The organism is Pseudomonas sp. 31-12 (assembly GCF_003151075.1).
Taxonomy (GTDB): Bacteria; Pseudomonadota; Gammaproteobacteria; order Pseudomonadales; family Pseudomonadaceae; genus Aquipseudomonas.
This window is the reverse complement of record NZ_CP029482.1, coordinates 4,042,861-4,066,541: the sequence shown is the minus strand read 5'-3', so window position 1 is coordinate 4,066,541 and position 23,681 is coordinate 4,042,861. Positions and strand designations below refer to the sequence as shown.

The 23,681-nt window shown below is 57.0% G+C and carries 18 protein-coding genes, 3 rRNA genes and 2 pseudogenes; 18 read left to right on the top strand and 5 right to left on the bottom strand.

Features of this window, described 5'->3' with window-relative positions; all coding sequences use genetic code 11:
• Positions 1-98: 98 nt before the first annotated feature.
• From DJ564_RS19115 to DJ564_RS19105, 3 genes are all read left to right on the top strand, one after another.
• Entirely contained in the window at positions 99-338 is a 240-nt protein-coding gene (locus DJ564_RS19115) for a hypothetical protein (RefSeq protein ID WP_256597432.1), read from the top strand.
• Between the two features lie 245 nt (positions 339-583).
• Positions 584-778 (top strand): hypothetical protein, encoded by a 195-nt coding sequence (locus DJ564_RS19110; RefSeq protein ID WP_109632404.1) that lies wholly within the window; start codon positions 584-586, stop codon positions 776-778.
• Complete coding sequence (locus DJ564_RS19105) at positions 775-1,101, top strand: low molecular weight protein tyrosine phosphatase family protein (protein WP_109632403.1); 327 nt, start codon at positions 775-777, stop codon at positions 1,099-1,101. Before DJ564_RS19110 ends, DJ564_RS19105 begins: the two co-directional genes overlap by 4 nt.
• Before the next feature lie 228 nt (positions 1,102-1,329).
• Here DJ564_RS19105 and DJ564_RS19095 read toward each other — a convergent pair whose 3' ends face one another.
• The gene (locus DJ564_RS19095) at positions 1,330-1,887 is read right to left on the bottom strand and encodes an ATP-dependent Clp protease proteolytic subunit (protein WP_109632399.1); all 558 of its coding nucleotides are present in this window, start codon (positions 1,885-1,887) and stop codon (positions 1,330-1,332) included.
• A 299-nt stretch (positions 1,888-2,186) separates the two neighbouring features.
• Here DJ564_RS19095 and DJ564_RS32870 point away from each other — a divergent pair.
• Positions 2,187-2,300 (top strand): annotated as a pseudogene (locus DJ564_RS32870) (general stress protein); the annotation flags it as partial.
• 482 nt (positions 2,301-2,782) lie between these two features.
• Entirely contained in the window at positions 2,783-3,598 is an 816-nt protein-coding gene (dapF, locus tag DJ564_RS19085; protein ID WP_109632395.1) for a diaminopimelate epimerase, read from the top strand.
• Positions 3,599-3,668: 70 nt separating this feature from the next.
• Here dapF and DJ564_RS19080 read toward each other — a convergent pair whose 3' ends face one another.
• Positions 3,669-4,604 (bottom strand): LysR substrate-binding domain-containing protein, encoded by a 936-nt coding sequence (locus DJ564_RS19080; protein WP_109632393.1) that lies wholly within the window; start codon positions 4,602-4,604, stop codon positions 3,669-3,671.
• A gap of 175 nt (positions 4,605-4,779) precedes the next feature.
• Between DJ564_RS19080 and DJ564_RS19075 the strand changes: the two genes are divergently transcribed.
• The 8 genes from DJ564_RS19075 to DJ564_RS19040 all read left to right on the top strand — a co-directional run bounded on the left by DJ564_RS19075 (position 4,780) and on the right by DJ564_RS19040 (position 13,835).
• Positions 4,780-5,514, top strand: a complete 735-nt coding sequence (locus DJ564_RS19075) for an alpha/beta fold hydrolase (protein WP_256597431.1) — start codon at positions 4,780-4,782, stop codon at positions 5,512-5,514.
• A gap of 54 nt (positions 5,515-5,568) precedes the next feature.
• Complete coding sequence (locus DJ564_RS19070) at positions 5,569-7,122, top strand: GMC family oxidoreductase (protein ID WP_109632389.1); 1,554 nt, start codon at positions 5,569-5,571, stop codon at positions 7,120-7,122.
• A 209-nt stretch (positions 7,123-7,331) separates the two neighbouring features.
• The gene (locus DJ564_RS19065) at positions 7,332-8,261 is read left to right on the top strand and encodes a LysR family transcriptional regulator (protein ID WP_109632382.1); all 930 of its coding nucleotides are present in this window, start codon (positions 7,332-7,334) and stop codon (positions 8,259-8,261) included.
• A gap of 117 nt (positions 8,262-8,378) precedes the next feature.
• Positions 8,379-10,016, top strand: a complete 1,638-nt coding sequence (locus DJ564_RS19060) for a GMC family oxidoreductase (protein ID WP_109632380.1) — start codon at positions 8,379-8,381, stop codon at positions 10,014-10,016.
• 19 nt (positions 10,017-10,035) lie between these two features.
• Positions 10,036-11,493 (top strand): aldehyde dehydrogenase family protein, encoded by a 1,458-nt coding sequence (locus DJ564_RS19055; protein ID WP_109632378.1) that lies wholly within the window; start codon positions 10,036-10,038, stop codon positions 11,491-11,493.
• A 113-nt stretch (positions 11,494-11,606) separates the two neighbouring features.
• Positions 11,607-12,536, top strand: coding sequence for a catalase family peroxidase (locus DJ564_RS19050; protein ID WP_109632376.1), 930 nt, complete (start codon positions 11,607-11,609; stop codon positions 12,534-12,536).
• Positions 12,533-13,081 (top strand): hypothetical protein, encoded by a 549-nt coding sequence (locus DJ564_RS19045; protein ID WP_109632374.1) that lies wholly within the window; start codon positions 12,533-12,535, stop codon positions 13,079-13,081. Before DJ564_RS19050 ends, DJ564_RS19045 begins: the two co-directional genes overlap by 4 nt.
• A 391-nt stretch (positions 13,082-13,472) precedes the next feature.
• Positions 13,473-13,835 (top strand): DUF6124 family protein, encoded by a 363-nt coding sequence (locus tag DJ564_RS19040; RefSeq protein ID WP_109632372.1) that lies wholly within the window; start codon positions 13,473-13,475, stop codon positions 13,833-13,835.
• A 273-nt stretch (positions 13,836-14,108) separates the two neighbouring features.
• Here the strand turns inward: DJ564_RS19040 and DJ564_RS32865 are convergent, their stop codons facing one another.
• Both DJ564_RS32865 and DJ564_RS19035 read right to left on the bottom strand, forming a co-directional pair.
• Positions 14,109-14,342, bottom strand: a complete 234-nt coding sequence (locus tag DJ564_RS32865; protein WP_371921937.1) for a hypothetical protein — start codon at positions 14,340-14,342, stop codon at positions 14,109-14,111.
• Positions 14,273-14,797, bottom strand: a complete 525-nt coding sequence (locus DJ564_RS19035; RefSeq protein WP_371921936.1) for an AbrB family transcriptional regulator — start codon at positions 14,795-14,797, stop codon at positions 14,273-14,275. Before DJ564_RS19035 ends, DJ564_RS32865 begins: the two co-directional genes overlap by 70 nt.
• A gap of 376 nt (positions 14,798-15,173) precedes the next feature.
• On the opposite strand from DJ564_RS19035, the gene DJ564_RS19025 reads away from it, so the two are divergent.
• The 3 genes from DJ564_RS19025 to rrf all read left to right on the top strand — a co-directional run bounded on the left by DJ564_RS19025 (position 15,174) and on the right by rrf (position 20,208).
• Positions 15,174-16,712: ribosomal RNA gene (locus DJ564_RS19025) — 16S ribosomal RNA — on the top strand.
• A gap of 315 nt (positions 16,713-17,027) precedes the next feature.
• Positions 17,028-19,919, top strand: a 23S ribosomal RNA gene (locus DJ564_RS19020).
• 173 nt (positions 19,920-20,092) lie between these two features.
• A 5S ribosomal RNA gene (rrf, locus tag DJ564_RS19015) occupies positions 20,093-20,208 on the top strand.
• Together the 16S, 23S and 5S rRNA genes form the textbook arrangement of a ribosomal RNA operon.
• A gap of 88 nt (positions 20,209-20,296) precedes the next feature.
• Here rrf and DJ564_RS19010 read toward each other — a convergent pair.
• A pseudogene (locus DJ564_RS19010) lies at positions 20,297-20,602 on the bottom strand (LysR family transcriptional regulator); the annotation flags it as partial.
• On the opposite strand from DJ564_RS19010, the gene DJ564_RS19005 reads away from it, so the two are divergent.
• Positions 20,562-20,801, top strand: a complete 240-nt coding sequence (locus tag DJ564_RS19005) for a putative quinol monooxygenase (RefSeq protein ID WP_371921935.1) — start codon at positions 20,562-20,564, stop codon at positions 20,799-20,801. The pseudogene DJ564_RS19010 and the gene DJ564_RS19005 overlap by 41 nt on opposite strands.
• A gap of 86 nt (positions 20,802-20,887) precedes the next feature.
• Positions 20,888-23,551: an alpha-ketoglutarate dehydrogenase gene (mdeB, locus tag DJ564_RS19000; RefSeq protein ID WP_109632367.1), complete on the top strand. Its 2,664-nt coding sequence runs from the start codon at positions 20,888-20,890 to the stop codon at positions 23,549-23,551.
• The last annotated feature ends 130 nt before the right edge of the window (positions 23,552-23,681 follow it).

Genomic DNA, 23,681 nt, shown 5'->3' with positions numbered 1-23,681 from the left:
ATTTGAACCGCCTTTGGACGCGTTCGCCTAATGATCAGCTTGTGGATGAATCGCACAGGCAATGTGCCAATACCGGCATACTCCGAGAGGTGATCAACGTGGCTAAAGACGAGAAGAAAAGCAAAGATGAAGCTTCGAACGCCAGCAAGGATTTGAAAGACAAAAAGTCATCGAAGGCAAAGAAATCAGCGGCGGCCTCGGCTCTTTCGAAATCTTCCGAAAAGAAAGATAAGAAAAAAGATGCCGAACCAAAGAAATCTGCAAAAAAAGCTGATAGCAAGCCCGAAAAGGCTAAGAAATCAGACAAGGCAGAAAAGCCGGCGAAAAAGAAAAAGTGACATTTGTTATCCGCTAGGGCTTTACGCCCTAGCATCCTCAGGCCGTGTTGCCTTCGATGGCTATCAAACGGCTAACGACCCCTTCCGACCCAAAACTGACTCGTCTACATCTGCTTTCGGCCAGAAACTGCCGCCGCTGGAATTCGATAACTACACCAGCCTGGCCACTGCCCCGATTCACGCTTACCATACTCGCAACTCGTATTACCGCGGCTGCTGAACCCGGTACTCACGAGGACATGACCATGGAAAGAACCCGCGCCTGGAGACGCACACAGGCACGTCAACGCGGCAATGACAAAGCGGTTCGTCCGCTGAAGTTCAAGCCGGAAAAGAACTGGAAGCTGATGTACACCCGTGCGGACAAGCTGGTCAGGGCACGGCAACTCGGCATGAGCTATCCCATCCGCACGCCCCGCCAATTGTTGGATCAAGAGTGACTAACCTCCTGTTCGTCTGCAGCCGTAACCAATGGCGTAGCCCTACCGCGGAAGCAATCTGGCGCCGTCGACCCGGCTTCAGTGCCCGTTCGGCGGGCACTAGCCCGAACGCACGCAAACCCATCGACGCAGCGGATATTCGTTGGGCCGATGTCATCTTAGTCATGGAACGCAAACACCTGAATCGCCTGCAGGCCGAGTACGCTCGTCTGCTTGAACACAAGCGTATTCACTCTCTGGATATTCCCGACGACTTTCGCTTCATGGACCCTGAACTGGTGGACATGCTCGAAGTTACTGTGAAGTCCTACCTTTCTACTTAGGCTTGCGCTTCAAGATCCTCACCGGCCCGCAATGCAAGTCGCTAGCCATCCAATAGATGATTTCCCAGGCAGAGTGTCGGTGAATCGGGTGTTGGATCAGGTCGATCCGCAGGAGTAGCTGAGGGCGTTGTTTCAACGCTTCACGCAGTAAGAAGCCCACTGATCGGAGACGGTCAGTGGGCTTTTTTGCGTGCGGAATTTGAATTGTGGCGCTAAGACGAAGATTGATCATCCGCCACTGACCTTCCAGTGTTTGACGTCATCCGCAAACACCATCTGCTTCATCTCATGCGCTATGCCATAGGCCAGCGATTCATGCGCGGCGATGACCTTTTCCTCCGCAGACAAGCAATGAAAAATATCGAGTTTGGTCGCTGCATCAGCGGTTTCAAGCATGAAGATTTGCACGTAGCGCGCGAGGTCATTGTCGAGACTGGACAGGTATTCCCGCAGCCGTTGATGGTCGACGGATTTTTGGCTGAAGTACCAGTTCATCGGGTGAATCAGAAAGCGTGCATGAGGTGATGTGATGCGCCGGCCTGCCGCCAGAAACATGATGATGCCCATCGATTCGATATTGCCGGCGTTGATTGCGCAAAGCGGTACCGGCAATGACTTCAGGAACGTGTAGAGCGTGAAGCCAAAATTGGTACTACCGCCACAAGTGGACAGGTTCAGGAGAAGTGAGGTGGCACCCTGATCGATGGCTTCAAGGCAGGTATCCCTGAAGCGTTCTGCCGTTGCCTGGTCGATCTGGCAATGAAAATGCACGATGTGTTCAGTCATCGACTGACCTCCCGAGTGTGATGCCTGGAGGGCGTGTACGCGTATTAAGTCTAGTAAACATCGAACATCTGATATGAAAAGCCAGCCATCGATGAATGACACGCCGCCAGTCGACCGCGCGGCTTTTCGATGGAACCAAATCCCCGAATCCACTCGTCGCCCGCCCCCCGTTTTCGTTCAAACTTTCTGTTTTGTGCGTCCTCCGAATTAGACGAGCCCATGCTCGTGCTAACGATGTAGAGGTGAACAAAATGGCCAATACAGGAAATAAAAATCCAGGCAGTTTTTCCGATGATCGGGACAAGGCCTCTGAAGCCGGCAAGAAAGGCGGAGGAGCCTCTGGCGGAAACTTTGCCAATGATCCACAACGGGCGTCTGAAGCAGGCCAGAAAGGTGGGCAAGCTTCCGGCGGACAACCATCGCGCGATCGCGACCGCATGTCCGGAGGCGGACAAGGTACAAATCGCGGAGGGGAATTTACCGACGATAAGGAAAACATGTCCAAACCCGGCCAAAAAGGCGGCCAGGCTTCAGGCGGACAACAGCCCAACAAGGCTGATCAATCGTCCAGCGGCGGGCAAGGAAGCGGACGCGGCGGCAATTTCGCCGATGACCGCGACAAGTCCTCTGATTCAGCACGCAAAGATGATGGGATGAGCGGAGGTGGAGGACGTAAGTCCTGATGACGTCTGATCCAATCAAGCCCTGAATCCTTCGGGGCTTGATTTTGATCTTCGAGAGTTTCACCGGAGAAGCGCCATAGGAGGCACCCTGTGACGGACGATAAATAGTGCGGCTTGAACCCTTCGGGCTACGGTGATGACAGCGCAGCCCTATGACGTTAGATTGCATTCAGACGCCATAAAGCCCATGTCTCCCTCGCCAGGATCTACCTATGCCACTGAGATTTCACAAGATGCACGCCAATGGTGATGACTTCGTTGTTGTGGACTCGCGAAACTCGGTCAATCCAGTAACAGGCTCCATGGCTCGGCGAATGGGTGATCGCAACCGCGGCGTTGGATTCAATCAACTCGCAGTGGTGCTCGATTGTGATGATGCCGATGCGCGCTTGATGTTTTGGAACGCAGATGGCTCCACGCTGGACGTGTGTGGCAGCGCAACGCGGGGTGCTGCGGATATGCTGATGCGCGAATCGAATGCTATGTCGATAGCATTCCGAACCAACCGGGGGCTGCTCACTTGCGAACGAACCTCCACCGGCGCCATTTCGGTCGACATGGGAAAGCCCTTTGTTGGGTGGTCGGATGTTCCGCTGGCTCAGGAAATGGATACCGCTGAATTACCCCTTGATGGGGGGCCAACTGCGTGCAGCATGGGCAATCCGCACTGCACTTATTTTGTCGATGATCTTGCGGCGATTGATATCGCGACAATCGGACCCGCCATTGAAACCAACCCTCTGTTTCCCCTCAGGACGAACGTGCATTTCGTCCAGATCATTGACCGAAAGCATATCCGGTTGCGCATTTGGGAACGCTGCGGCGGTATACCGCTTGGTTCAGGTTCCTGCTCGTGCGGTGCCGTTGTTAACGGAATTCGTCGTGGTTTGTTAGATGATTCGGTTGAGGTTGAATGTGACGGTGGCACCGTAACCGTTCAATGGGATGGCGTGGGATCGGTGTTTCTCAGTGGGCCGGTAGAGACAACTTTTTCGGGGACACTCGCGGGTAGCTGGTCAAATCGGTAAGGGTTAGGGCTTTTTGGTGTGCGGCATCCGGATCCGTTGGGTTCACGGGCGACTTCCCTGAAACTAAACATCAAGCCACTGGAACCCCGCGCATCCCCCGCGCCGGATCATCCAGCAACCTGAACTGCTCCACCATAAAATCAATCAACATCCGCATCGACGGCAGCATCCCGTGCCGGCTCGCAAACACCGCATAAATCATCTCGGTCCGCGGTGACCAATCAGGCAACACCACCACCAGTTGCCCGCGCTCAATAAAGTCATGCACCAGCGACATCGGCATCTGCGCAATGCCAACGCTGTCTATCGCCGCGCAACGCAGCATCGGCAGACCCTTGGTAATCAGTTGCGGACGGTGCTGGATCGTGAATTCCGCGCCATCTTGATGGAACAGCGTCCAACTGTAATCACGTTGCGGACTGCCGTGATGGACGCTGGGGAAACGCGCCAGGTCTTCCGGCCCCTGGGGTGTACCGAGGCGGTTCAATAGCGCGGGACTGGCCACCAGGCATTGCGGCCGCTGGGACATGACGCGGTTGACCAAGTCTGAGTCCTGAAGGGGAGGCGGGCGCACTCGCAATGCAAGGTCAACGCCTTCGGCGACCACGTCGACCTGACGGTCGCTGGCTTCCAGATGCACTTCGACACGCGGGTGCATGGCCATGAATCGGGTGATGATGCCGCCGACGCATTCTTCCAGTAACACCGTCGGGCAGGTGACGCGCAGCAAGCCGCCGGGTTCTGAGCGGGTCAGGGCGACGGCGGCTTCAGCGGCTTCTGCCCCTTTGAGCATGGCGCGGCAATGGGCGTAATACGTCTGCCCTAATTCCGTCACCGTGAAATGGCGGGTGTTGCGGATGATCAAGCGCACGCCCAGACGTTCTTCGAGCAGCGCAATTCGGCGGCTGAGATTGGATTTGGGAATGCCCAGCGCCCGTGCGGTCGGCGCGAAGCCACCGTGGTCCACTACCATCACAAAGTACTGAAGGTCATTGAGGTCGAGCACCGGGTGGCGTCCATTCGGCCAAAAGAGGCCAACTATACAAGAACGATCGTCCAATGGATGGGAAAGACAAACCCGTTTTTCGGGACTGGTTCACAAGACCGCGAAGCGCCTAGATTGCCGCCGTTCGGTTGGTTCATTAAAGGAGCTTCAGATGTTACACAGGACAGTTTTCGCGATGTCTTTGGGTTTGGCCATATTGGGTTCGGTGGGTTATGCCAACGCTGCCAACGATCCGTCCGTGGTGCTGGTGCACGGTGCGTTTGCCGACGGTTCTGACTGGGCGAAGGTGATCAGGTTGCTGCAGGACAAGGGCGTGAAAGTACGGGCCGTGCAGAACGGTTTGAATTCGCTGGCCGATGATGTGGCCACGACCCGCCGTGCCATTGAAACGGCACCGGGCAAGGTCGTGCTGGTCGGGCATTCGTGGGGCGGTAGTGTGATCACCGAGGCCGGTGCGAGCGACAAGGTCGCGGCGCTGGTCTATGTGGCCGCCTTCGTCCCTGACGTTGGGCAGACCACGGCTGAGGTCGGCAAGGACTATCCGCCATCGCCGGGCATGGGCCAATTCTTGGCCGACAAGGCGGGGTATCTGTCGCTCACCCAGCAGGGTATCGAGCAGGATTTCGCTCCGGACGTGCCCGCTGCCCAGGGTCGGGTGATGGCCGCTACGCAAGGCGCCATTAACTCTCGAGCGTTCGACGAGCGTATCAGCGTGGCGGCCTGGAAGCAGAAACCGTCGTGGTACATCGTCAGTGAGCGCGATCGCATGATTGCACCTGACTTGCAGCGCGCACTCGCCCGGAAAATCAACGCCACTACGACGGCGCTGCCGACCAGCCATGTGCCGCATCAGTCCCGACCTGCAGACGTGGCCAGGGTCATCACCGAAGCGCTCAACACCACGCGCTGAACATGACCTGCGATATCCAATCAAGTCGCCACATCAATCAATAGGGATATGAAAATGACTGTGCACAGCAAGGTATTCGACTTTGTCATTCTGGGTGGCGGTTCTTCCGGTGCCGTATTGGCGGCGCGTTTGTCGGAAGACCCGCAACGGAGTGTGCTGTTGGTTGAAGCGGGTCGAGCCTTTGACCCCGATGAATACCCGGCAGAGATCTACAGCAGCAACATCATCGCCGCCAACGCGGATGAGCGTTATGAGTGGGGCTATTTCGCAACGCCGGTCGAGCAACCGCAAGCGGTCTACACCCCGCGGGGAAAAGTGCTGGGTGGAAGCTCTGCCATCAATGGTGCCGTTGCCTGCCGTGCGTTGCCCTTTGACTTTGCGCGCTTCACCGCCAAAGGCCTGAAAGGCTGGAGCTTTGAAGAGGTGCTGCCGTACTACAAAAAAATGGAGCGCACGGCCCACGGTGAAGATAAATGGCATGGCCGCAACGGGCCGCTGCCGATTCACCAGATGTCGCTGGATTACATCACCCCTGTGCAGCGCGCAATGGTCGAGGCAGCATGGGCGTGCGGAGCAAAAAAGGTCGACGACTTCAACGACCCCGAGGCCAATAACGGTGCAGGCCCTAACCCGATGAACGTGATCAACGGCGTTCGCGTCAACACCGGGATGGCCTACCTCACGCGTGAAGTGCGCGCTCGCCAGAACCTGTCGATCCTCGATCAAAGCCTGGTAGACAAGGTGTTGTTTGAAGACGGCAAGGTTCAGTCGGTGTTGTTGGCGGGCGGTGAAAAAGTCCACGGCAACGAAGTGATTCTGAGTGCAGGTGCCTATGGCTCTGCTGCGATTCTTTTACGCTCGGGTATCGGCCCCAGGGCAGACCTTGAAGCGTTGGATATTCCCTTGGTAAAAGACGCGCCGGTCGGTGTTCGACTGCTCGATCATGCGTTTTTCTGGATGAGCTTCAGTGGGGTAGAAGCGCTGAAAGGGCAAGAGCATCCGGTGGTGGGCGCACAGTTATGGACCCACTCGTCCTACGCCAGCTCGGATAAGGAACTGGATATCGGGATTTCTCCTTCGCATCTGCTCGATCCCGCCATCAGTCCAACCGGCGTCGCTTTTTCGCTGGGACTGGAATTGATGCATTGCACGTCCCACGGTCGTCTGCGTTTGAACAGTCGCGATCCGAAAGAGGCACCGGTCATCGAACTCAATCACCTGACCAGTGAAGAGGATATGAATCGGATGATCGAGTGCTTCCGCCTGGCCCGGAAACTGGCCACCACCGAACCGCTCAAGAGCCTGATCGTGGAAGAGCTTTATCCAGGCCCAGCGACTGACGACAGCGACGGTCACATTCGTGCGGCGCTGGCAAAAGGCGTGGGAACCTTGCAGCATCCGTGCTCGACGGCACCGATGGGCTTACCGGATGACCCGGGCGCCGTGGTGGATGAGGAAGGGCGCGTGTACGGCCTGCAAGGATTGCGCGTTATTGATGCCTCTATTTTCCCCGAGATCCCGCTGATCAACTTGAACCCGACCGTCATCATGACGGCGGAAAAGTTGGCCGATGCCATCAAACAATCCCGTCAGTCATTTAAGCCATAACGCAATCCGTAGCAGCTGGCGCAGCCTGCGTTCGGCTGCGAAGCAGTCGTGAAATCAGACGGCACGGTGGATCAGAAAAACCGCGTGCTCAGGATTGACGACTGCTGCGCAGCCGAACGCAGGCTGCGCCAGCTGCTACAAAGTTTGCGTTACGGCTTAACTGGCTAGTATTTGGGCATGCCCCCGATTTTTCTCTGGATTACTAAAATTTGAACAAGCTGTCCGAGATGCATTCTTTCGTCATGGTGGTGGACACCGGCAGTATTTCCGAAGCCGCTCGGCGTTTGGGTATCGCAAAATCAATGGTCAGCCTGCGCATCCAGCAACTGGAAAAACGCCTGGGCAGCATCCTGCTGGAGCGCGGGCGTCAGGCTCGGCTGACGGAGTCGGGCGATGTGTTTTACCGTTATTGTGTGCGGATTCTGGCCGACGTCGAGGACGCCGAAGACGCGGTGCAGGTGTTTCAATCGAGCTTGCGCGGCGTGTTGCGACTTGCTGCGCCGATGGCCTTCAGCATTCGCTACCTGACGCCGATCCTGTCGTCCTTCGCTGTGCGTTACCCGGAGTTGCGGCTGGATATCGAGTTTGATGACCGTCACGTCAACCTGCACGAAGAGCGCTATGACGCGGCCATCCGCATCGGCGAGTTGCCGGACTCCTCGCTGGTCGCCAAGACCATCACGCCCAACCGCCACATCATCTGCGCGAGCCCGGACTACCTGGCCGCTCACGGCACGCCGCAAACCCCGCAAGAGTTGTCCCAGCATTTTGCCATGCTCTATGTGAACCGCGAACCCCACGGCATGTGGACGCTGCCGGTGAACAACACCCTGGAATCGTTCCGCGTGCGCTGTCGGATGCGCACCAATAATGGCCATCAACTCATGGAAGCCGCCAAGGCCGGCATGGGCCTGGCGATTCTGCCGACCTTTCTGGCGGCGCAGGCGATTGTGGCCGGTGAACTCAAAGAAGTGTTGGCGCCTTATGCCCCGCGTGGCGGCAATATCTCGGCGGTGTACCGGCGTTCCCAGCGAGCGTCGCCCAAGCTGCATGCGCTGACCAGCTTCCTCATCGAACAAATCGGCAGCCCACCGGTGTGGGAGCAAATGCTCGCGGATCACGCGTCGCCACCGAGTTGATTTCGTTCGAGAAAAACGGAACGTCGAATCGTTTTTCAGTGGCTTATGAGCCGGCGCGCCCTCCCATATGCTTTTTCCCAACAGACGCAATCTGGCGTCTGACAGGGAAGAAGACGGATGAAGAGTACCCTTAACAATCCTGCTCGCCGTGCGGTTTTGGCCGGAGGAGTTGTGGCCGCTGCGACGTTGGCGGCGGGCAGTGGTTTGGCACAGGCGTTGGAGTCCAGCGGTATCGCCGGCAAGCGCGCCACCCACCGCGCGCCGGTTGATGTGATCGTTGTCGGTGGTGGTTCGGCCGGCGCGGTGCTGGCCCGTCGTTTGAGCGAGAACACCACGCGTAAGGTGTTATTGCTCGAAGCAGGCCACAGCTACGGCCCGCACAATTACCCCGAGATCGTTGCCAGCAGCGACATCGTCGGCGCTAACGCCAATCCTGAATTCGAGTGGGGTTACAAGAGCCGGCCGGGCTACATCGATCACCCCATCGGCGCCTTGCGCGGCAAGGTGTTGGGAGGGAGCTCGGCGATCAACGGCGCGGTGGCCATCCGTGCCCGCGCCACCGACTTCAAGCGCTGGGATTTGCCGGGCTGGAGCTATGAAGAGCTGCTGCCGTCGTTCAAAAAACTGGAAACCCACAGCGGTGGTGCGAGCGCGTTGCACGGCCATGAAGGACCGCTGCCGGTGCATCAACTCGGCAAGGCCGACGTCACGCCGATGCAGCGCGCGTTCATCTACGCGACCTTCGCCAATGGCTACCGCGTAATCGAGGACTTCGACGGCGCTGATGCCCATGGCGTAGGCCCGTACCCGATGAACATCGTCAACGGCGTGCGGGTCAACACCGGTATGGCGTATCTCACCGAAGAGGTGCGCGCCCGTGACAACCTGCACATTCAAACCGACAGCCTGGTGGACAAAGTGCTGTTCGACGGCAAGCGTGCGATCGGTGTGCAACTGGCCAACGGTGAGAAGTTGCTGGCCGGTGAAGTGATCCTTTCCGCCGGCAGCTACGGCAGTGCCGCGATCCTCTTGCGTTCGGGTATTGGGCCTGGCGAGGATCTGCGTGCGTTGCAGATTCCACAAATCGCGGAGCTGACGGTCGGGCAGAACCTGGTGGATCACCCGTTCTACTACAACACTTATGCCGCCAAGCCTGACGTGATCGGCAGCCAGTCGCCCGCCATCGGCGCCAAGCTCTGGACCCACAGCCGTAGTGCCGAAAATGGCGAGCTGGATCTGCACATCACCGCCACTCACTTGTTTCCTCATGAGCAGAGCCCGACCGGCGTCGGCTTCGTGCTTGCGGTTGCGCTGACGCGGCCACTGTCCCGGGGCAAGGTGACGCTGGCCAGTCGTGATCCGTTCGTGGCACCGAACATCGACCTGAATTTTCTCGCCGAGCCCAAGGACCGCCAGCGCCTGCTGGATGGCATCCGCCTGGCCCGCAAAATCGGCACCACGGGGCCGCTGAATAACCTGATCCATTCCGAGCTCAACCCCGGTCAAGGCAACGACTCGGACGAGGCGTTGCTGGCCAGCGTCAAAGCCAGCCTCGACACCTATCACCACCCGACCTCGACGGCGCCGATGGGCAAACCGGGGGATGCGCGGGCGGTGGTCGACCTGCAAGCGCGGGTCATCGGTGTGCAGGGTTTGCGCGTGGTGGACGCCTCGATCTTCCCCGACGTGCCCTCGGTCGCCACCAACATCACCGTGATTGCCACTGCCGAGCACATTGCCCGTCTCTACGCTTAATTCTCAGGAACCTGCCTCTATGAACAGCACCCCGGTATTGAACTGGATCGACGGCCAATGGCTGGACTCCGGCGTTTACAAAGACTCTATCGACCCCGCGACTTACGAGCTGATCGGTCGGTACGCCGAAGGCGGCTTGAACGAAGCGCAAGAAGGCATCGAGGCTGCGCAACGGGCGTTTGCTGAAACCCCCTGGAAAGATGACCGCCAGTTGCGCGCACAGGTGTTGCTGGAATTGGCGGATGCCTTCGAACGCAACGCCGATGAGCTGATCGCAACCTTGGCTTTGGAAAACGGCAAGATCAGGCCCGAAGCCGGGTTTGAGGTCGGCATGGTGCCCTCCAAGTTGCGTTATTACGCCGCGCTGGCCCGTGCCGAATACGGGCGAGCGGCCGAGCCAAAACCCGGCAAGATCTCTTTGGTGATCCGTCAGGCCGTCGGCGTGGCGGGTATCATCGTGCCGTGGAACTCGCCGGTGGTGCTGATGATTCGTTCGCTGGCACCAGCACTGGCGGCCGGTTGCACCACGGTCATCAAAATGCCCGGGCAAACCGCCCAGACCAACTGCCTGGTGGCGCGGATCATGAGCGAGGCACCCTCGCTGCCGCGTGGCGTGATCAATCTGTTCAGCGAGCAGGGCGCAGCCGGCTCGATCCATCTGGTGGAGTCACCGCGGGTTCCGGTGATCAGTTTCACCGGCAGCACCAGCACCGGTCGGGCGATTTCAGCCGCGGGTGCCCAGCACCTCAAGCGCTTTGGCCTGGAGCTGGGTGGAAAGACGCCGATGCTGGTGTTTAACGACGCCGACCTTGATGCCGCCGTGCCCACTTTGGTGAAAGCCCTGACGGTGTTCGCTGGTCAGTTCTGCATGACGGGTTCGCGGCTGCTGGTGCAACGGGATATCGCCACGGCGTTGACCGAGCGTTTGGCCGCAAAACTGCAAGCGGTGCGTGTTGGGCCGGCGGCGGATGCGGCCAGCGAGATGGGGCCATTGATCGACAAGCCCAATGTGCAACGGGTCAATCAAATCGTGAAGGAGGCGATCACCGCCGGCGCCCAAGTCATCGTTCGCGGTGGTCCGGTGACCGAGGGGCCGTTGGCCAAGGGTGCGTTCTATCGCCCGACCTTGCTGCGGGTCAGCGACCCGGAGATGGCCATCGTCCAGCACGAGACCTTCGGCCCGGTGCTGACGCTGCAGGTGTTCGACAGCGAAGCCGAGGGCATCGAGTTGGCCAATAACAGCGAGTTCGGCCTGGCGGCCAGCGTCTGGACCCGCGACGTCGACCGCGCGCTGCGGGTGGCTCGCGAGCTGGAGGCGGGGACGGTGTGGGTCAATGACTGGGCCGTGGTCTACGACGAGTTTGAGGAGGGCGGTTTCAAACAGTCGGGGCAGGGGCGCCTCAACGGCGTGGCGGCCATGGATGATTTTGTCGAGTACAAACACATCGCCCTCAATCCCGGCCTGCGCCAGGGTTGAATCCAGTGCGGCCCACCCGATTATTGATCGGCGCGCTGCTGGCAGGGACGCTCACCGCGTCCTCTGCCTTTGCCGCCCATGAGAATGATGTGTCACCCATGAGAAGTGCCCTCATGTCCAAGGACAGACTTTACGACGCGTTACTTGATGCGCTGACCGCGACGTTCGGCCATCACCCGGGATTCCGTGCGACCCATGCCAAGGGTGTATTGCTCAGCGGAACCTTTATTGCGTCGCCGCCCGCGCCTGTACTGAGTCGGGCGTCCCATTTGCAGGGACAACCGGTGCCGGTGTTACTGAGGTTCTCCAACTTTAGCGGCGTGCCCGCTACCGAGGACGGTGACCCGACGGCCAGTCCTCATGGCTTGGCCGTTCGGTTTACTCTGCCGGATGGCGGGCTCACGGATATCGTGACCCATTCGTTCGACGGCTTTCCGGTGGCCACCCCCGAAGACTTCCTGAGTTTTCTGCAAGGCATTGCCGCCAATGTCGCCACACCACCGGACCCGCTTCCGCTGCAAGCCTTCCTGGCCAGCCACCCAAGAGCCGAGCATTTTCTGCAGACGCCCAAGCCCGCGCCGAGCAGTTACGCGACCGCCGAGTACTTCGGCATCAACGCGCTGGTGTTCACTAACCGACAGGGCGAAGCGCATGTCGGTCGCTACCGGATTGAACCGTTGCGGGCAGAGCCGGCCTGGAGCGAGCAGCAAGCCGCCGCGATGCCGGCGGATTATTTGCAGGACGAAATCGGTGCACGATTGGGTCGGGGCGTTGTGAAGATGCGTCTGGTGGTGCAATTGGCGGCGCCCGGGGATGCCATCGAAGACGGCTCGATTCCTTGGTCGCGAAGCCACGATGAAGTTGAACTGGGGATTCTGACCCTTGGTGCGCTAGTCCCCGCCGAGGAACAACAGTTCGCCCAGCAGCGCCTCGACTTCAACCCCGGACGCTTGCTAGACGGCATTGCACCGAGCCACGACCCGATGATTCTGGCGCGCGAACGCATCTACCAGCGGGCCCTGCTCAGGCGGCAGCAGCCATGAGCATTGACCGCGAGATTGGCGTCAGCGTGATTGTGCATGAGGTCAATCCGCAGCATCAGGCGTTGTATGAGCAATGGATGAACAAAACCATCGACGCCCATCGGCAGTTTCCGGGTTACCTGGCGACAGATGTGGTCAAGCCAGTTGGCTCGCACCTGCGGTACGCGATCATTTTGCGCTTTGTCAGCAAGGGGCATGTTGTGGCTTGGCTGGAATCCCATGTGCGGCAGGCGTTGTTGCGCGAGTCTTTGCCTTGGTTGCGGCAGGACTACCATCGCACTGACGATGATTCGAAATTCTGGTTTGAGCCGGTGCAGGGGCGGGTGGCTGTTGCGCGATGGAAGCAATGGGTGCTGTCGTGGATGATCGTTTTGCCGTTGACGGTGTTTTTGCCTTGGGGGTTGGCGGTGGTGCTGGAGCTGTCTGATCTACGGCTGCCTGTCGGGGTATTCAAGGTCACGGTTGCCGGGTTGGTGTCGTTCAATATGGTGTATTGGCTGATGCCGTTGACGACGCGGTTGATGTCGCGGTGGTTGTTGAAGTGACGATCGGATGTGGCTCGCTCGCAGCTTGTTTAAACAGAAAAACCAGACACTTTTAAATGAAGCTTGCTGTTACCGCATCGAGGCTACAACGCCTTGCGCCACCCCCTACACGTAAGACAGAATCCGCCGGCTTGTGCGTCTGGGGCACGGGTTTTATCGTTTCCGGGTCACTGAAAAACAGTGATCGGGTTTGGTAGCCCGGTATTCCAGGCGCATATCGCCACCGTTTGCAGAGGTCGTTTGAATCTCTGTTGTTTATGGTGGCCATGCGCAGGGCTCCTTCGGGGGCGCCGGGTTCCTGGACCGGTCTACCAACCTGTGTATGGCCGCCACCCTGCGTTTGGTAGCAAAGGGTGATGGCTCCTCATTAGTTATTCCAGGAGTTTCATCTATGTTCAAACCTACGCCAAACCCACCGGAAACCGATCCGGCATCCCCCTACGAATCCCTCGATTCGAAAAAACTCCACGACGCCGCCGAACGCGCCCTCGACCACCACCTCAACCCGGGTGCCCACATCATGGCGAGCACTAATGAACCCGAACCCATGTTCCTCGCCAACCCCAAGTACGACACCGAATCCCTGCTGGCCAACGCCAGCGAATCACTGGGTTCGGCCACCACCATGCTCAGCAACTTCGCGGCATTGCTCGACAACTCATACCGCAAGACACTGCTGGGCATCACGCAAGTGGTGATGCTAGGGGAATTGGCCGTGAACCAGGCGCTGGATAACGTCGAGCCAAAAGAGTAACTCCACCTATTTGTGGCGAGGGGGCAAGCCCCCTCGCCACAATGAGCTGACCGGTAGCTGCCAATTAAACGATCTGATCCGTATTTTCCGTCGCCATCTGCCCCTGTAATGCACCCCGCCTGCAGCTCACAATGACAGCACGGTCCGCAGCCGCGCAGTCACTGCACCGTAAACTCATAATGTAGGAGGCCCTATGGGCAAGATGGCAATTTTCCTCGGTGGATTTCTGGTGTTAACCATTTTGATTGGCGCCTTGGCCACGATCTCTCCCGCTTAGTCCCTTCCTCCCGTCAGCACAAAGCAAAACGCCTCCACAGTGGGAGGCGTTGCCGGTTTGTGTTCAGCAATCACTCTGCCCGCCAGTGCCCGCCAGCGCCGCGCCTGCACGATCAGCGCCGGTGCAAGGTGCAGCACGATCATCCGCACCATGTGATGCGTCAGGATGAACACCACGTTGAGCCCGCCACTGAACGTGACGATGGCGATGGTTTCGATGGCGCCCGGCATGTACGCCAGCGCCCGGGAATGCGAAAACTGACCAGCAAGGTGATCGACAACAGTCGAACCAGGTGCGCGACGATCACTTTGCCGGACGCGCGTTCGGACTCGATCAAGTCGAAAACGGCGGCGAGTGCGCCCGGGTACACGGATAACATTGAGTCTTTGACGTTCCAGCCCGAGACCCTGAACAACCAGAAACCTGCCACCGTGCTTTGGACTGTCAGGCACAGAAGCATGAAACCGAGGCTGGGCAACATGGCCGCCACGGTGCGGTTGTCCCACGAGGTGAACATCAGACCGGTCGCGATCCCCAACACGATTTGCACGTAGCCAAGGCCGAAGGGCAGGGTGGGCGAGAAGTGCAGGTTGCTGGCAATCAACGCGCTCGCGAGTATCGAGCCCAGCAACAGTCCATGGGGGATTGCGGCGTGCTGCAACAGGGTGCCACTTGCAGCCCGCACTCACCTGCGTGGGCAAGGGAAAAGAATTTTCAAAAGAGGGTTGACCACGTATTTGAATACTGTACTATTCGCCTCCCGCTAACGAGCAGTGTGATGCTGCTTCTGGCTTAAGCGATTGATTTTGTTAATAAAATCAGGAGTTTTTAAGGGTTGCTACTTGAGGAGTCGTGCTGTAGAGTGCGCGCCTCGGTTGAGACGAAAGATCTTAACCAACCGCTCTTTAACAACTGAATCAAGCAATTCGTGTGGGTGCTTGTGGGGTCAGACTGATAGTCAACAAGATTATCAGCATCACAAGTTACTCCGCGAGAAATCAAAGATGTAGCCAACGATTGCTGAGCCAAGTTTAGGGTTTCTTAAAAACCCAAAGATGTTTGAACTGAAGAGTTTGATCATGGCTCAGATTGAACGCTGGCGGCAGGCCTAACACATGCAAGTCGAGCGGCAGCACGGGTACTTGTACCTGGTGGCGAGCGGCGGACGGGTGAGTAATGCCTAGGAATCTGCCTGGTAGTGGGGGATAACGCTCGGAAACGGACGCTAATACCGCATACGTCCTACGGGAGAAAGCAGGGGACCTTCGGGCCTTGCGCTATCAGATGAGCCTAGGTCGGATTAGCTAGTTGGTGAGGTAATGGCTCACCAAGGCGACGATCCGTAACTGGTCTGAGAGGATGATCAGTCACACTGGAACTGAGACACGGTCCAGACTCCTACGGGAGGCAGCAGTGGGGAATATTGGACAATGGGCGAAAGCCTGATCCAGCCATGCCGCGTGTGTGAAGAAGGTCTTCGGATTGTAAAGCACTTTAAGTTGGGAGGAAGGGCATTTACCTAATACGTAAGTGTTTTGACGTTACCGACAGAATAAGCACCGGCTAACTCTGTGCCAGCAGCCGCGGTAATACAGAGGGTGCAAGCGTTAATCGGAATTACTGGGCGTAAAGCGCGCGTAGGTGGTTTGTTAAGTTGGATGTGAAATCCCCGGGCTCAACCTGGGAACTGCATTCAAAACTGACAAGCTAGAGTATGGTAGAGGGTGGTGGAATTTCCTGTGTAGCGGTGAAATGCGTAGATATAGGAAGGAACACCAGTGGCGAAGGCGACCACCTGGACTGATACTGACACTGAGGTGCGAAAGCGTGGGGAGCAAACAGGATTAGATACCCTGGTAGTCCACGCCGTAAACGATGTCAACTAGCCGTTGGGAGCCTTGAGCTCTTAGTGGCGCAGCTAACGCATTAAGTTGACCGCCTGGGGAGTACGGCCGCAAGGTTAAAACTCAAATGAATTGACGGGGGCCCGCACAAGCGGTGGAGCATGTGGTTTAATTCGAAGCAACGCGAAGAACCTTACCAGGCCTTGACATCCAATGAACTTTCCAGAGATGGATTGGTGCCTTCGGGAACATTGAGACAGGTGCTGCATGGCTGTCGTCAGCTCGTGTCGTGAGATGTTGGGTTAAGTCCCGTAACGAGCGCAACCCTTGTCCTTAGTTACCAGCACGTAATGGTGGGCACTCTAAGGAGACTGCCGGTGACAAACCGGAGGAAGGTGGGGATGACGTCAAGTCATCATGGCCCTTACGGCCTGGGCTACACACGTGCTACAATGGTCGGTACAGAGGGTTGCCAAGCCGCGAGGTGGAGCTAATCCCAGAAAACCGATCGTAGTCCGGATCGCAGTCTGCAACTCGACTGCGTGAAGTCGGAATCGCTAGTAATCGCGAATCAGAATGTCGCGGTGAATACGTTCCCGGGCCTTGTACACACCGCCCGTCACACCATGGGAGTGGGTTGCACCAGAAGTAGCTAGTCTAACCTTCGGGAGGACGGTTACCACGGTGTGATTCATGACTGGGGTGAAGTCGTAACAAGGTAGCCGTAGGGGAACCTGCGGCTGGATCACCTCCTTAATCGACGACATCAGCTGCTCCATAAGTTCCCACACGAATTGCTTGATTCATTGAAGAAGACGAGAGGCCAGCCTTTAAGGTGGTCTGCTTAGTTAAAGTTTAGAAATGAGTATTCCGTTGTGAATATTGATTTCTAGTCTTTGATTAGATCGTTCTTTAAAAATTTGGGTATGTGATAGAAAGATAGACTGAACGTTACTTTCACTGGTAACGGATCAGGCTAAGGTAAAATTTGTGAGTTGCTCTTAATTGAGTATTATCGAATTTTCGGCGAATGTCGTCTTCACAGTATAACCAGATTGCTTGGGGTTATATGGTCAAGTGAAGAAGCGCATACGGTGGATGCCTTGGCAGTCAGAGGCGATGAAAGACGTGGTAGCCTGCGAAAAGCTTCGGGGAGTCGGCAAACAGACTTTGATCCGGAGATGTCTGAATGGGGGAACCCAGCCATCATAAGATGGTTATCTTAAGCTGAATACATAGGCTTAAGAGGCGAACCAGGGGAACTGAAACATCTAAGTACCCTGAGGAAAAGAAATCAACCGAGATTCCCTTAGTAGTGGCGAGCGAACGGGGACTAGCCCTTAAGTGGCTTTGAGATTAGCGGAACGCTCTGGAAAGTGCGGCCATAGTGGGTGATAGCCCTGTACGCGAAAATCTCTTAGTCATGAAATCGAGTAGGACGGAGCACGAGAAACTTTGTCTGAATATGGGGGGACCATCCTCCAAGGCTAAATACTACTGACTGACCGATAGTGAACTAGTACCGTGAGGGAAAGGCGAAAAGAACCCCGGAGAGGGGAGTGAAATAGATCCTGAAACCGTATGCGTACAAGCAGTGGGAGCCCACTTTGTTGGGTGACTGCGTACCTTTTGTATAATGGGTCAGCGACTTATTTTCAGTGGCGAGCTTAACCGAATAGGGGAGGCGTAGCGAAAGCGAGTCTTAATAGGGCGTCTAGTCGCTGGGAATAGACCCGAAACCGGGCGATCTATCCATGGGCAGGTTGAAGGTTGGGTAACACTAACTGGAGGACCGAACCGACTACCGTTGAAAAGTTAGCGGATGACCTGTGGATCGGAGTGAAAGGCTAATCAAGCTCGGAGATAGCTGGTTCTCCTCGAAAGCTATTTAGGTAGCGCCTCATGTATCACTGTAGGGGGTAGAGCACTGTTTCGGCTAGGGGGTCATCCCGACTTACCAAACCGATGCAAACTCCGAATACCTACAAGTGCCGAGCATGGGAGACACACGGCGGGTGCTAACGTCCGTCGTGAAAAGGGAAACAACCCAGACCGTCAGCTAAGGTCCCAAAGTTATGGTTAAGTGGGAAACGATGTGGGAAGGCTTAGACAGCTAGGAGGTTGGCTTAGAAGCAGCCACCCTTTAAAGAAAGCGTAATAGCTCACTAGTCGAGTCGGCCTGCGCGGAAGATGTAACGGGGCTCAAACCATACACCGAAGCTACGGGTATCACTTAGGTGATGCGGTAGAGGAGCGTTCTGTAAGCCTGTGAAGGTGAGTTGAGAAGCTTGCTGGAGGTATCAGAAGTGCGAATGCTGACATGAGTAACGACAATGGGTGTGAAAAACACCCACGCCGAAAGACCAAGGTTTCCTGCGCAACGTTAATCGACGCAGGGTTAGTCGGTCCCTAAGGCGAGGCTGAAAAGCGTAGTCGATGGAAAACAGGTTAATATTCCTGTACTTCTGGTTATTGCGATGGAGGGACGGAGAAGGCTAGGCCAGCTTGGCGTTGGTTGTCCAAGTTTAAGGTGGTAGGCTGGAATCTTAGGTAAATCCGGGATTCTAAGGCCGAGAGCTGATGACGAGTGTTCTTTTAGAACACGAAGTGGTTGATGCCATGCTTCCAAGAAAAGCTTCTAAGCTTCAGGTAACCAGGAACCGTACCCCAAACCGACACAGGTGGTTGGGTAGAGAATACCAAGGCGCTTGAGAGAACTCGGGTGAAGGAACTAGGCAAAATGGCACCGTAACTTCGGGAGAAGGTGCGCCGGTGAGGGTGAAGCATTTACTGCGTAAGCCCATGCCGGTCGAAGATACCAGGCCGCTGCGACTGTTTATTAAAAACACAGCACTCTGCAAACACGAAAGTGGACGTATAGGGTGTGACGCCTGCCCGGTGCCGGAAGGTTAATTGATGGGGTTAGCTAACGCGAAGCTCTTGATCGAAGCCCCGGTAAACGGCGGCCGTAACTATAACGGTCCTAAGGTAGCGAAATTCCTTGTCGGGTAAGTTCCGACCTGCACGAATGGCGTAACGATGGCGGCGCTGTCTCCACCCGAGACTCAGTGAAATTGAAATCGCTGTGAAGATGCAGTGTATCCGCGGCTAGACGGAAAGACCCCGTGAACCTTTACTATAGCTTTGCACTGGACTTTGAATTTGCTTGTGTAGGATAGGTGGGAGGCTTTGAAGCGTGGACGCCAGTTCGCGTGGAGCCAACCTTGAAATACCACCCTGGCAACTTTGAGGTTCTAACTCAGGTCCGTTATCCGGATCGAGGACAGTGTATGGTGGGTAGTTTGACTGGGGCGGTCTCCTCCTAAAGAGTAACGGAGGAGTACGAAGGTGCGCTCAGACCGGTCGGAAATCGGTCGTAGAGTATAAAGGCAAAAGCGCGCTTGACTGCGAGACAGACACGTCGAGCAGGTACGAAAGTAGGTCTTAGTGATCCGGTGGTTCTGTATGGAAGGGCCATCGCTCAACGGATAAAAGGTACTCCGGGGATAACAGGCTGATACCGCCCAAGAGTTCATATCGACGGCGGTGTTTGGCACCTCGATGTCGGCTCATCACATCCTGGGGCTGAAGCCGGTCCCAAGGGTATGGCTGTTCGCCATTTAAAGTGGTACGCGAGCTGGGTTTAGAACGTCGTGAGACAGTTCGGTCCCTATCTGCCGTGGACGTTTGAGATTTGAGAGGGGCTGCTCCTAGTACGAGAGGACCGGAGTGGACGAACCTCTGGTGTTCCGGTTGTCACGCCAGTGGCATTGCCGGGTAGCTATGTTCGGAATAGATAACCGCTGAAAGCATCTAAGCGGGAAACTAGCCTCAAGATGAGATCTCACTGGGACCTTGAGTCCCCTGAAGGGCCGTCGAAGACTACGACGTTGATAGGTTGGGTGTGTAAGCGCTGTGAGGCGTTGAGCTAACCAATACTAATTGCCCGTGAGGCTTGACCATATAACACCCAAGCAATTTGCTTGCTTCGAGCCCAAAGGCGAAAGAGCACCAGATTGCGGTGTGTGAAGACGAAACGAACCGAAAGTTCGAGATACTCACAAAACACCAAGCTGTCACATACCCATTCGCTGGAGCGTGAACCCGCAAGGGCCCACGACCTGGCTACCGAATTTCTTGACGACCATAGAGCATTGGAACCACCTGATCCCATCCCGAACTCAGCAGTGAAACGATGCATCGCCGATGGTAGTGTGGGGTTTCCCCATGTGAGAGTAGGTCATCGTCAAGATTAAATTCCGAAACCCCAATTGCGAAAGCAATTGGGGTTTTGTTTTGCCCGCAGGAAAGTGGCGTGACCAGTCAAACTGGCTTTAGTGTCACGAACTGGCATGGAGTCGGGAAACAGCCGGGGATACCTGTTTGCGATGGGGACAGACCAGACTCAGCGGTAAACCCTCACCCGGATGATTCTCCATCAACACCACAAGTCGTCCTGCCGTGACATCTGCGCTCACATCCAGCCAGGACTTGTAGGCGATGCCTTCGCCTTCAATGGCCCAGCGCCGGGCTATATCGGCGCGGGAACCCAGGTTCCACTTATCGATTGCGGTCCTCAAGGCTAAAGCGGGTAAGCAGCAGGCCTTGAAAGCAGCACTCCTGGCCTTGATCGAACCGACACGAGAGGAGCCAGGAAACCTGGATTACGTCTTGTTTGAACGACAGGATGAACCCGGCACGTTCTTCATGCGCGAGGCCTTCAAGGATCCGGCTGCACTCGATGCGCATTTTGCCATGCCGTACTTTCAGCGGTTTGCCGCCGCCAGCGACGACCTGCTGGCCGAACCCTTGCAGCTTATATTCCTTGAGCAGATTTCGACTTAGAGTGACTCAGTGCTGCATCAGCTACTTAACCGGCCAGACGCACTCAGTGCGTCTGATGGTCAGTCCTATGTATCGAGGGCTCTGCTGTGAAAGATTCTGCGCAACAGCCACAGGCTGCAACACCTGTCCACGAGGACATTGACGTCATCGAGACCAACGAGTGGCTTGACGCCCTGGCGGGTGTCGCCCGGGTCTCAGGCGCCCCGCGGGTCCGCTTCCTGTTGCAGCGTCTGGCCGAGCAAGCCAACCGCCTCGGGATTCAATCAGCGTCCAACGCCCATTCGCTCTACCAGAACACCTTGGCGGTAGAGCAACAACCGGTGTACCCCGGCGACCTGGTGATGGAGGAACGCATCACTTCGATCATTCGCTGGAATGCCTTGGCGATGGTGGCGCGAGCGAATAAAGCCTACGGCGAACTCGGTGGCCACATTGCCAGTTTCGCCTCGGCCGCAGAAGTTTTCGAGGTCGGCTTCAATCATTTCTTCCGGGCCGATAACGCCGAGGGGCGGGGCGATCTGGTGTACTTCCAGGCGCACTCTGCGCCCGGCGTCTATGCACGAGCCTTTCTGGAAGGGCGTCTGCAAGAGGCGCAACTGGAACGCTATCGGCAAGAGGTCGACGGCGGAGGCTTATGCTCTTATCCGCACCCTTGGTTGATGCCTGACTTCTGGCAGTTTCCGACGGGCTCGATGGGCATCGGCCCCATCAATGCGATTTACCAGGCGCGCTTCCTGCGTTACTTGCAGCACCGCGGCATTGCAACGACGGATAGCCGCCGGGTGTGGGGCGTGTTTGGCGATGGCGAAATGGACGAGCCCGAGTCGATCGCTGCGCTGTCACTGGCGGCACGTGAAAGCCTGGACAACATCACCTTTGTGATCAATTGCAACCTGCAACGCCTGGACGGTCCGGTCAGGGGCAATGGCCAGATCATCCAGGAACTGGAATCGCTTTTCAGCGGAGCCGGATGGAATGTAATCAAAGTGCTGTGGGGATCTGACTGGGATGCCTTGTTTGCCCGGGATCACGGGCAAGCGTTGTTGCGTCATTTCTCGCAGATGGTGGATGGGCAATACCAGACCCTGGGCGCCAATGACGGTGCTTACAACCTCAGTCATTTCTTTAACCAGGATCCGCAACTGCAAGCACTCGTTTCACACATGAGCACCGAGCAGATCGAAGCCCTGCGCCGGGGCGGACACGATTTTCGCAAGTTGCACGCGGCGTTCGAGGCGGCCAGGCGGCATAAGGGCCGGCCGACTGTGATCCTGGCGAAAACCAAGAAGGGTTATGGCATGGGCCAGATCGGTGAGTCGCGCAACACCGCTCACCAGCAGAAAAAACTCGATGTCGATGCCCTTAAAGCCTTTCGTGATCGTTTCGCCTTGCCGCTGGACGATCAAGCGGTGGAGGAGCTTCGCTTCTACCGACCGGCAGATGACAGTCCCGAGTTGCGTTATCTCCATCAGCAACGTCGTGCGCTGGGCGGCTACCTTCCCAAGCGCAGCAGCCAGGCAGCGACCATTGGCGTCCCGCCGCTCGACAGTTATGCGCGCTTCGCGTTGAGTGCCGATGATCGAGAAATTTCAACAACGATGGCCGTGGTGCGGCTGTTCACCCACCTGATCAAGGACAAACAACTGGGACCCCGCATCGTCCCCATCGTCGCCGATGAGGCGCGCACGTTCGGCATGGCCAATCTGTTTCGCCAGATCGGTATCTACTCGTCAGTCGGGCAACTTTACGAGCCGGAAGATGCCCATGCCCTGTTGTACTACAAGGAGTCGACCGACGGGCAATTGCTGGAGGAGGGCATCACCGAGGCCGGCGCAATCTCATCATGGACGGCCGCGGCAACGTCTTACAGCGTCAACGGCGAAGCCATGCTGCCGTTCTACATTTATTACTCCATGTTTGGTTTCCAGCGCATCGGCGACTTGATCTGGGCCGCTGCCGATCAGCGCGCGCGAGGGTTTCTGATCGGCGCCACGTCCGGGCGGACGACGCTGGCCGGGGAGGGGCTGCAGCATCAGGATGGCTCCAGCCAGTTGATAGCATCGACTGTGCCCAACTGCCGGGCCTATGACCCGGCATTTGCCAGTGAAGCAGCCGTGATCATTGATCATGGATGTCGACGCATGCTCGAGCAGCAAAAGGATGAGTTTTACTACCTGACAGTGACCAACGAAAACTACGTTCAGGCGTCACTCGAGCCGAGCCAGTATGAGGATGTCATCCGCGGCATGCGCTTGTATGAACGAGTGGGCGCCGATACCCCCGCAGTCCGCCTGCTGGGCTCGGGGGCTATTTTGCGCGAGGTGATAGCGGCGGCACAGATCCTCGACGAACAATGGCAACTGAGCAGCGAAATCTGGAGTGTCAGCAGTTTTTCCGAATTGGCTCGCGACGCACGTGAAGTGCAACGTCAGCAACTGTTCGGCGGGGACTTCGCGTTCACGAGTCATGTGCAGGCCTGCCTGCCAGGACTCGTTCCGATCGTTGCAGCCAGTGACTATGTCCGCGGGTATGTGCAACTCATCGCGCCTTATGTACAGGCGCCCTTCAATAGCCTGGGAACTGATGGCTTTGGCCGTAGCGACACGCGTTCGGCCTTGCGCGACTTTTTTGAAGTCGATCGCTATCACATCGTGCTGGCGGCGCTCGCCATGGTGGATACGCAGGCTCATGCCAAGGCCCGCGCGCAATACGGCATTGAAGCTGTTGACGAAGCGCCTTGGAATCGATGAGTGGGCATTCTTCGCTTCAACTCGAACTCGATTTGCAAGCGCCTGACGCCTCGAATTTCTCTCATGGTGGTCCGGAAATGATCTTTCGAATGTAATGACAGCAATTTCAATATTGAAATTAGTTTCAATA

What these genes read in the sequence shown, in the direction of transcription:
- DJ564_RS19050 (WP_109632376.1), top strand. Translation starts at nt 11,607, where the DNA reads ATGTCCAAGGACAGACTTTACGACGCGTTACTTGATGCGCTGACCGCG.
- DJ564_RS19110 (WP_109632404.1), top strand. Translation starts at nt 584, where the DNA reads ATGGAAAGAACCCGCGCCTGGAGACGCACACAGGCACGTCAACGCGGC.
- DJ564_RS19095 (WP_109632399.1), bottom strand. Translation starts at nt 1,887, where the DNA reads ATGACTGAACACATCGTGCATTTTCATTGCCAGATCGACCAGGCAACG.
- DJ564_RS19055 (WP_109632378.1), top strand. Translation starts at nt 10,036, where the DNA reads ATGAACAGCACCCCGGTATTGAACTGGATCGACGGCCAATGGCTGGAC.
- DJ564_RS32865 (WP_371921937.1), bottom strand. Translation starts at nt 14,342, where the DNA reads ATGCCGGGCGCCATCGAAACCATCGCCATCGTCACGTTCAGTGGCGGG.
- DJ564_RS19070 (WP_109632389.1), top strand. Translation starts at nt 5,569, where the DNA reads ATGACTGTGCACAGCAAGGTATTCGACTTTGTCATTCTGGGTGGCGGT.
- DJ564_RS19045 (WP_109632374.1), top strand. Translation starts at nt 12,533, where the DNA reads ATGAGCATTGACCGCGAGATTGGCGTCAGCGTGATTGTGCATGAGGTC.
- DJ564_RS19060 (WP_109632380.1), top strand. Translation starts at nt 8,379, where the DNA reads ATGAAGAGTACCCTTAACAATCCTGCTCGCCGTGCGGTTTTGGCCGGA.
- DJ564_RS19040 (WP_109632372.1), top strand. Translation starts at nt 13,473, where the DNA reads ATGTTCAAACCTACGCCAAACCCACCGGAAACCGATCCGGCATCCCCC.
- DJ564_RS19075 (WP_256597431.1), top strand. Translation starts at nt 4,780, where the DNA reads ATGTCTTTGGGTTTGGCCATATTGGGTTCGGTGGGTTATGCCAACGCT.
- dapF (WP_109632395.1), top strand. Translation starts at nt 2,783, where the DNA reads ATGCCACTGAGATTTCACAAGATGCACGCCAATGGTGATGACTTCGTT.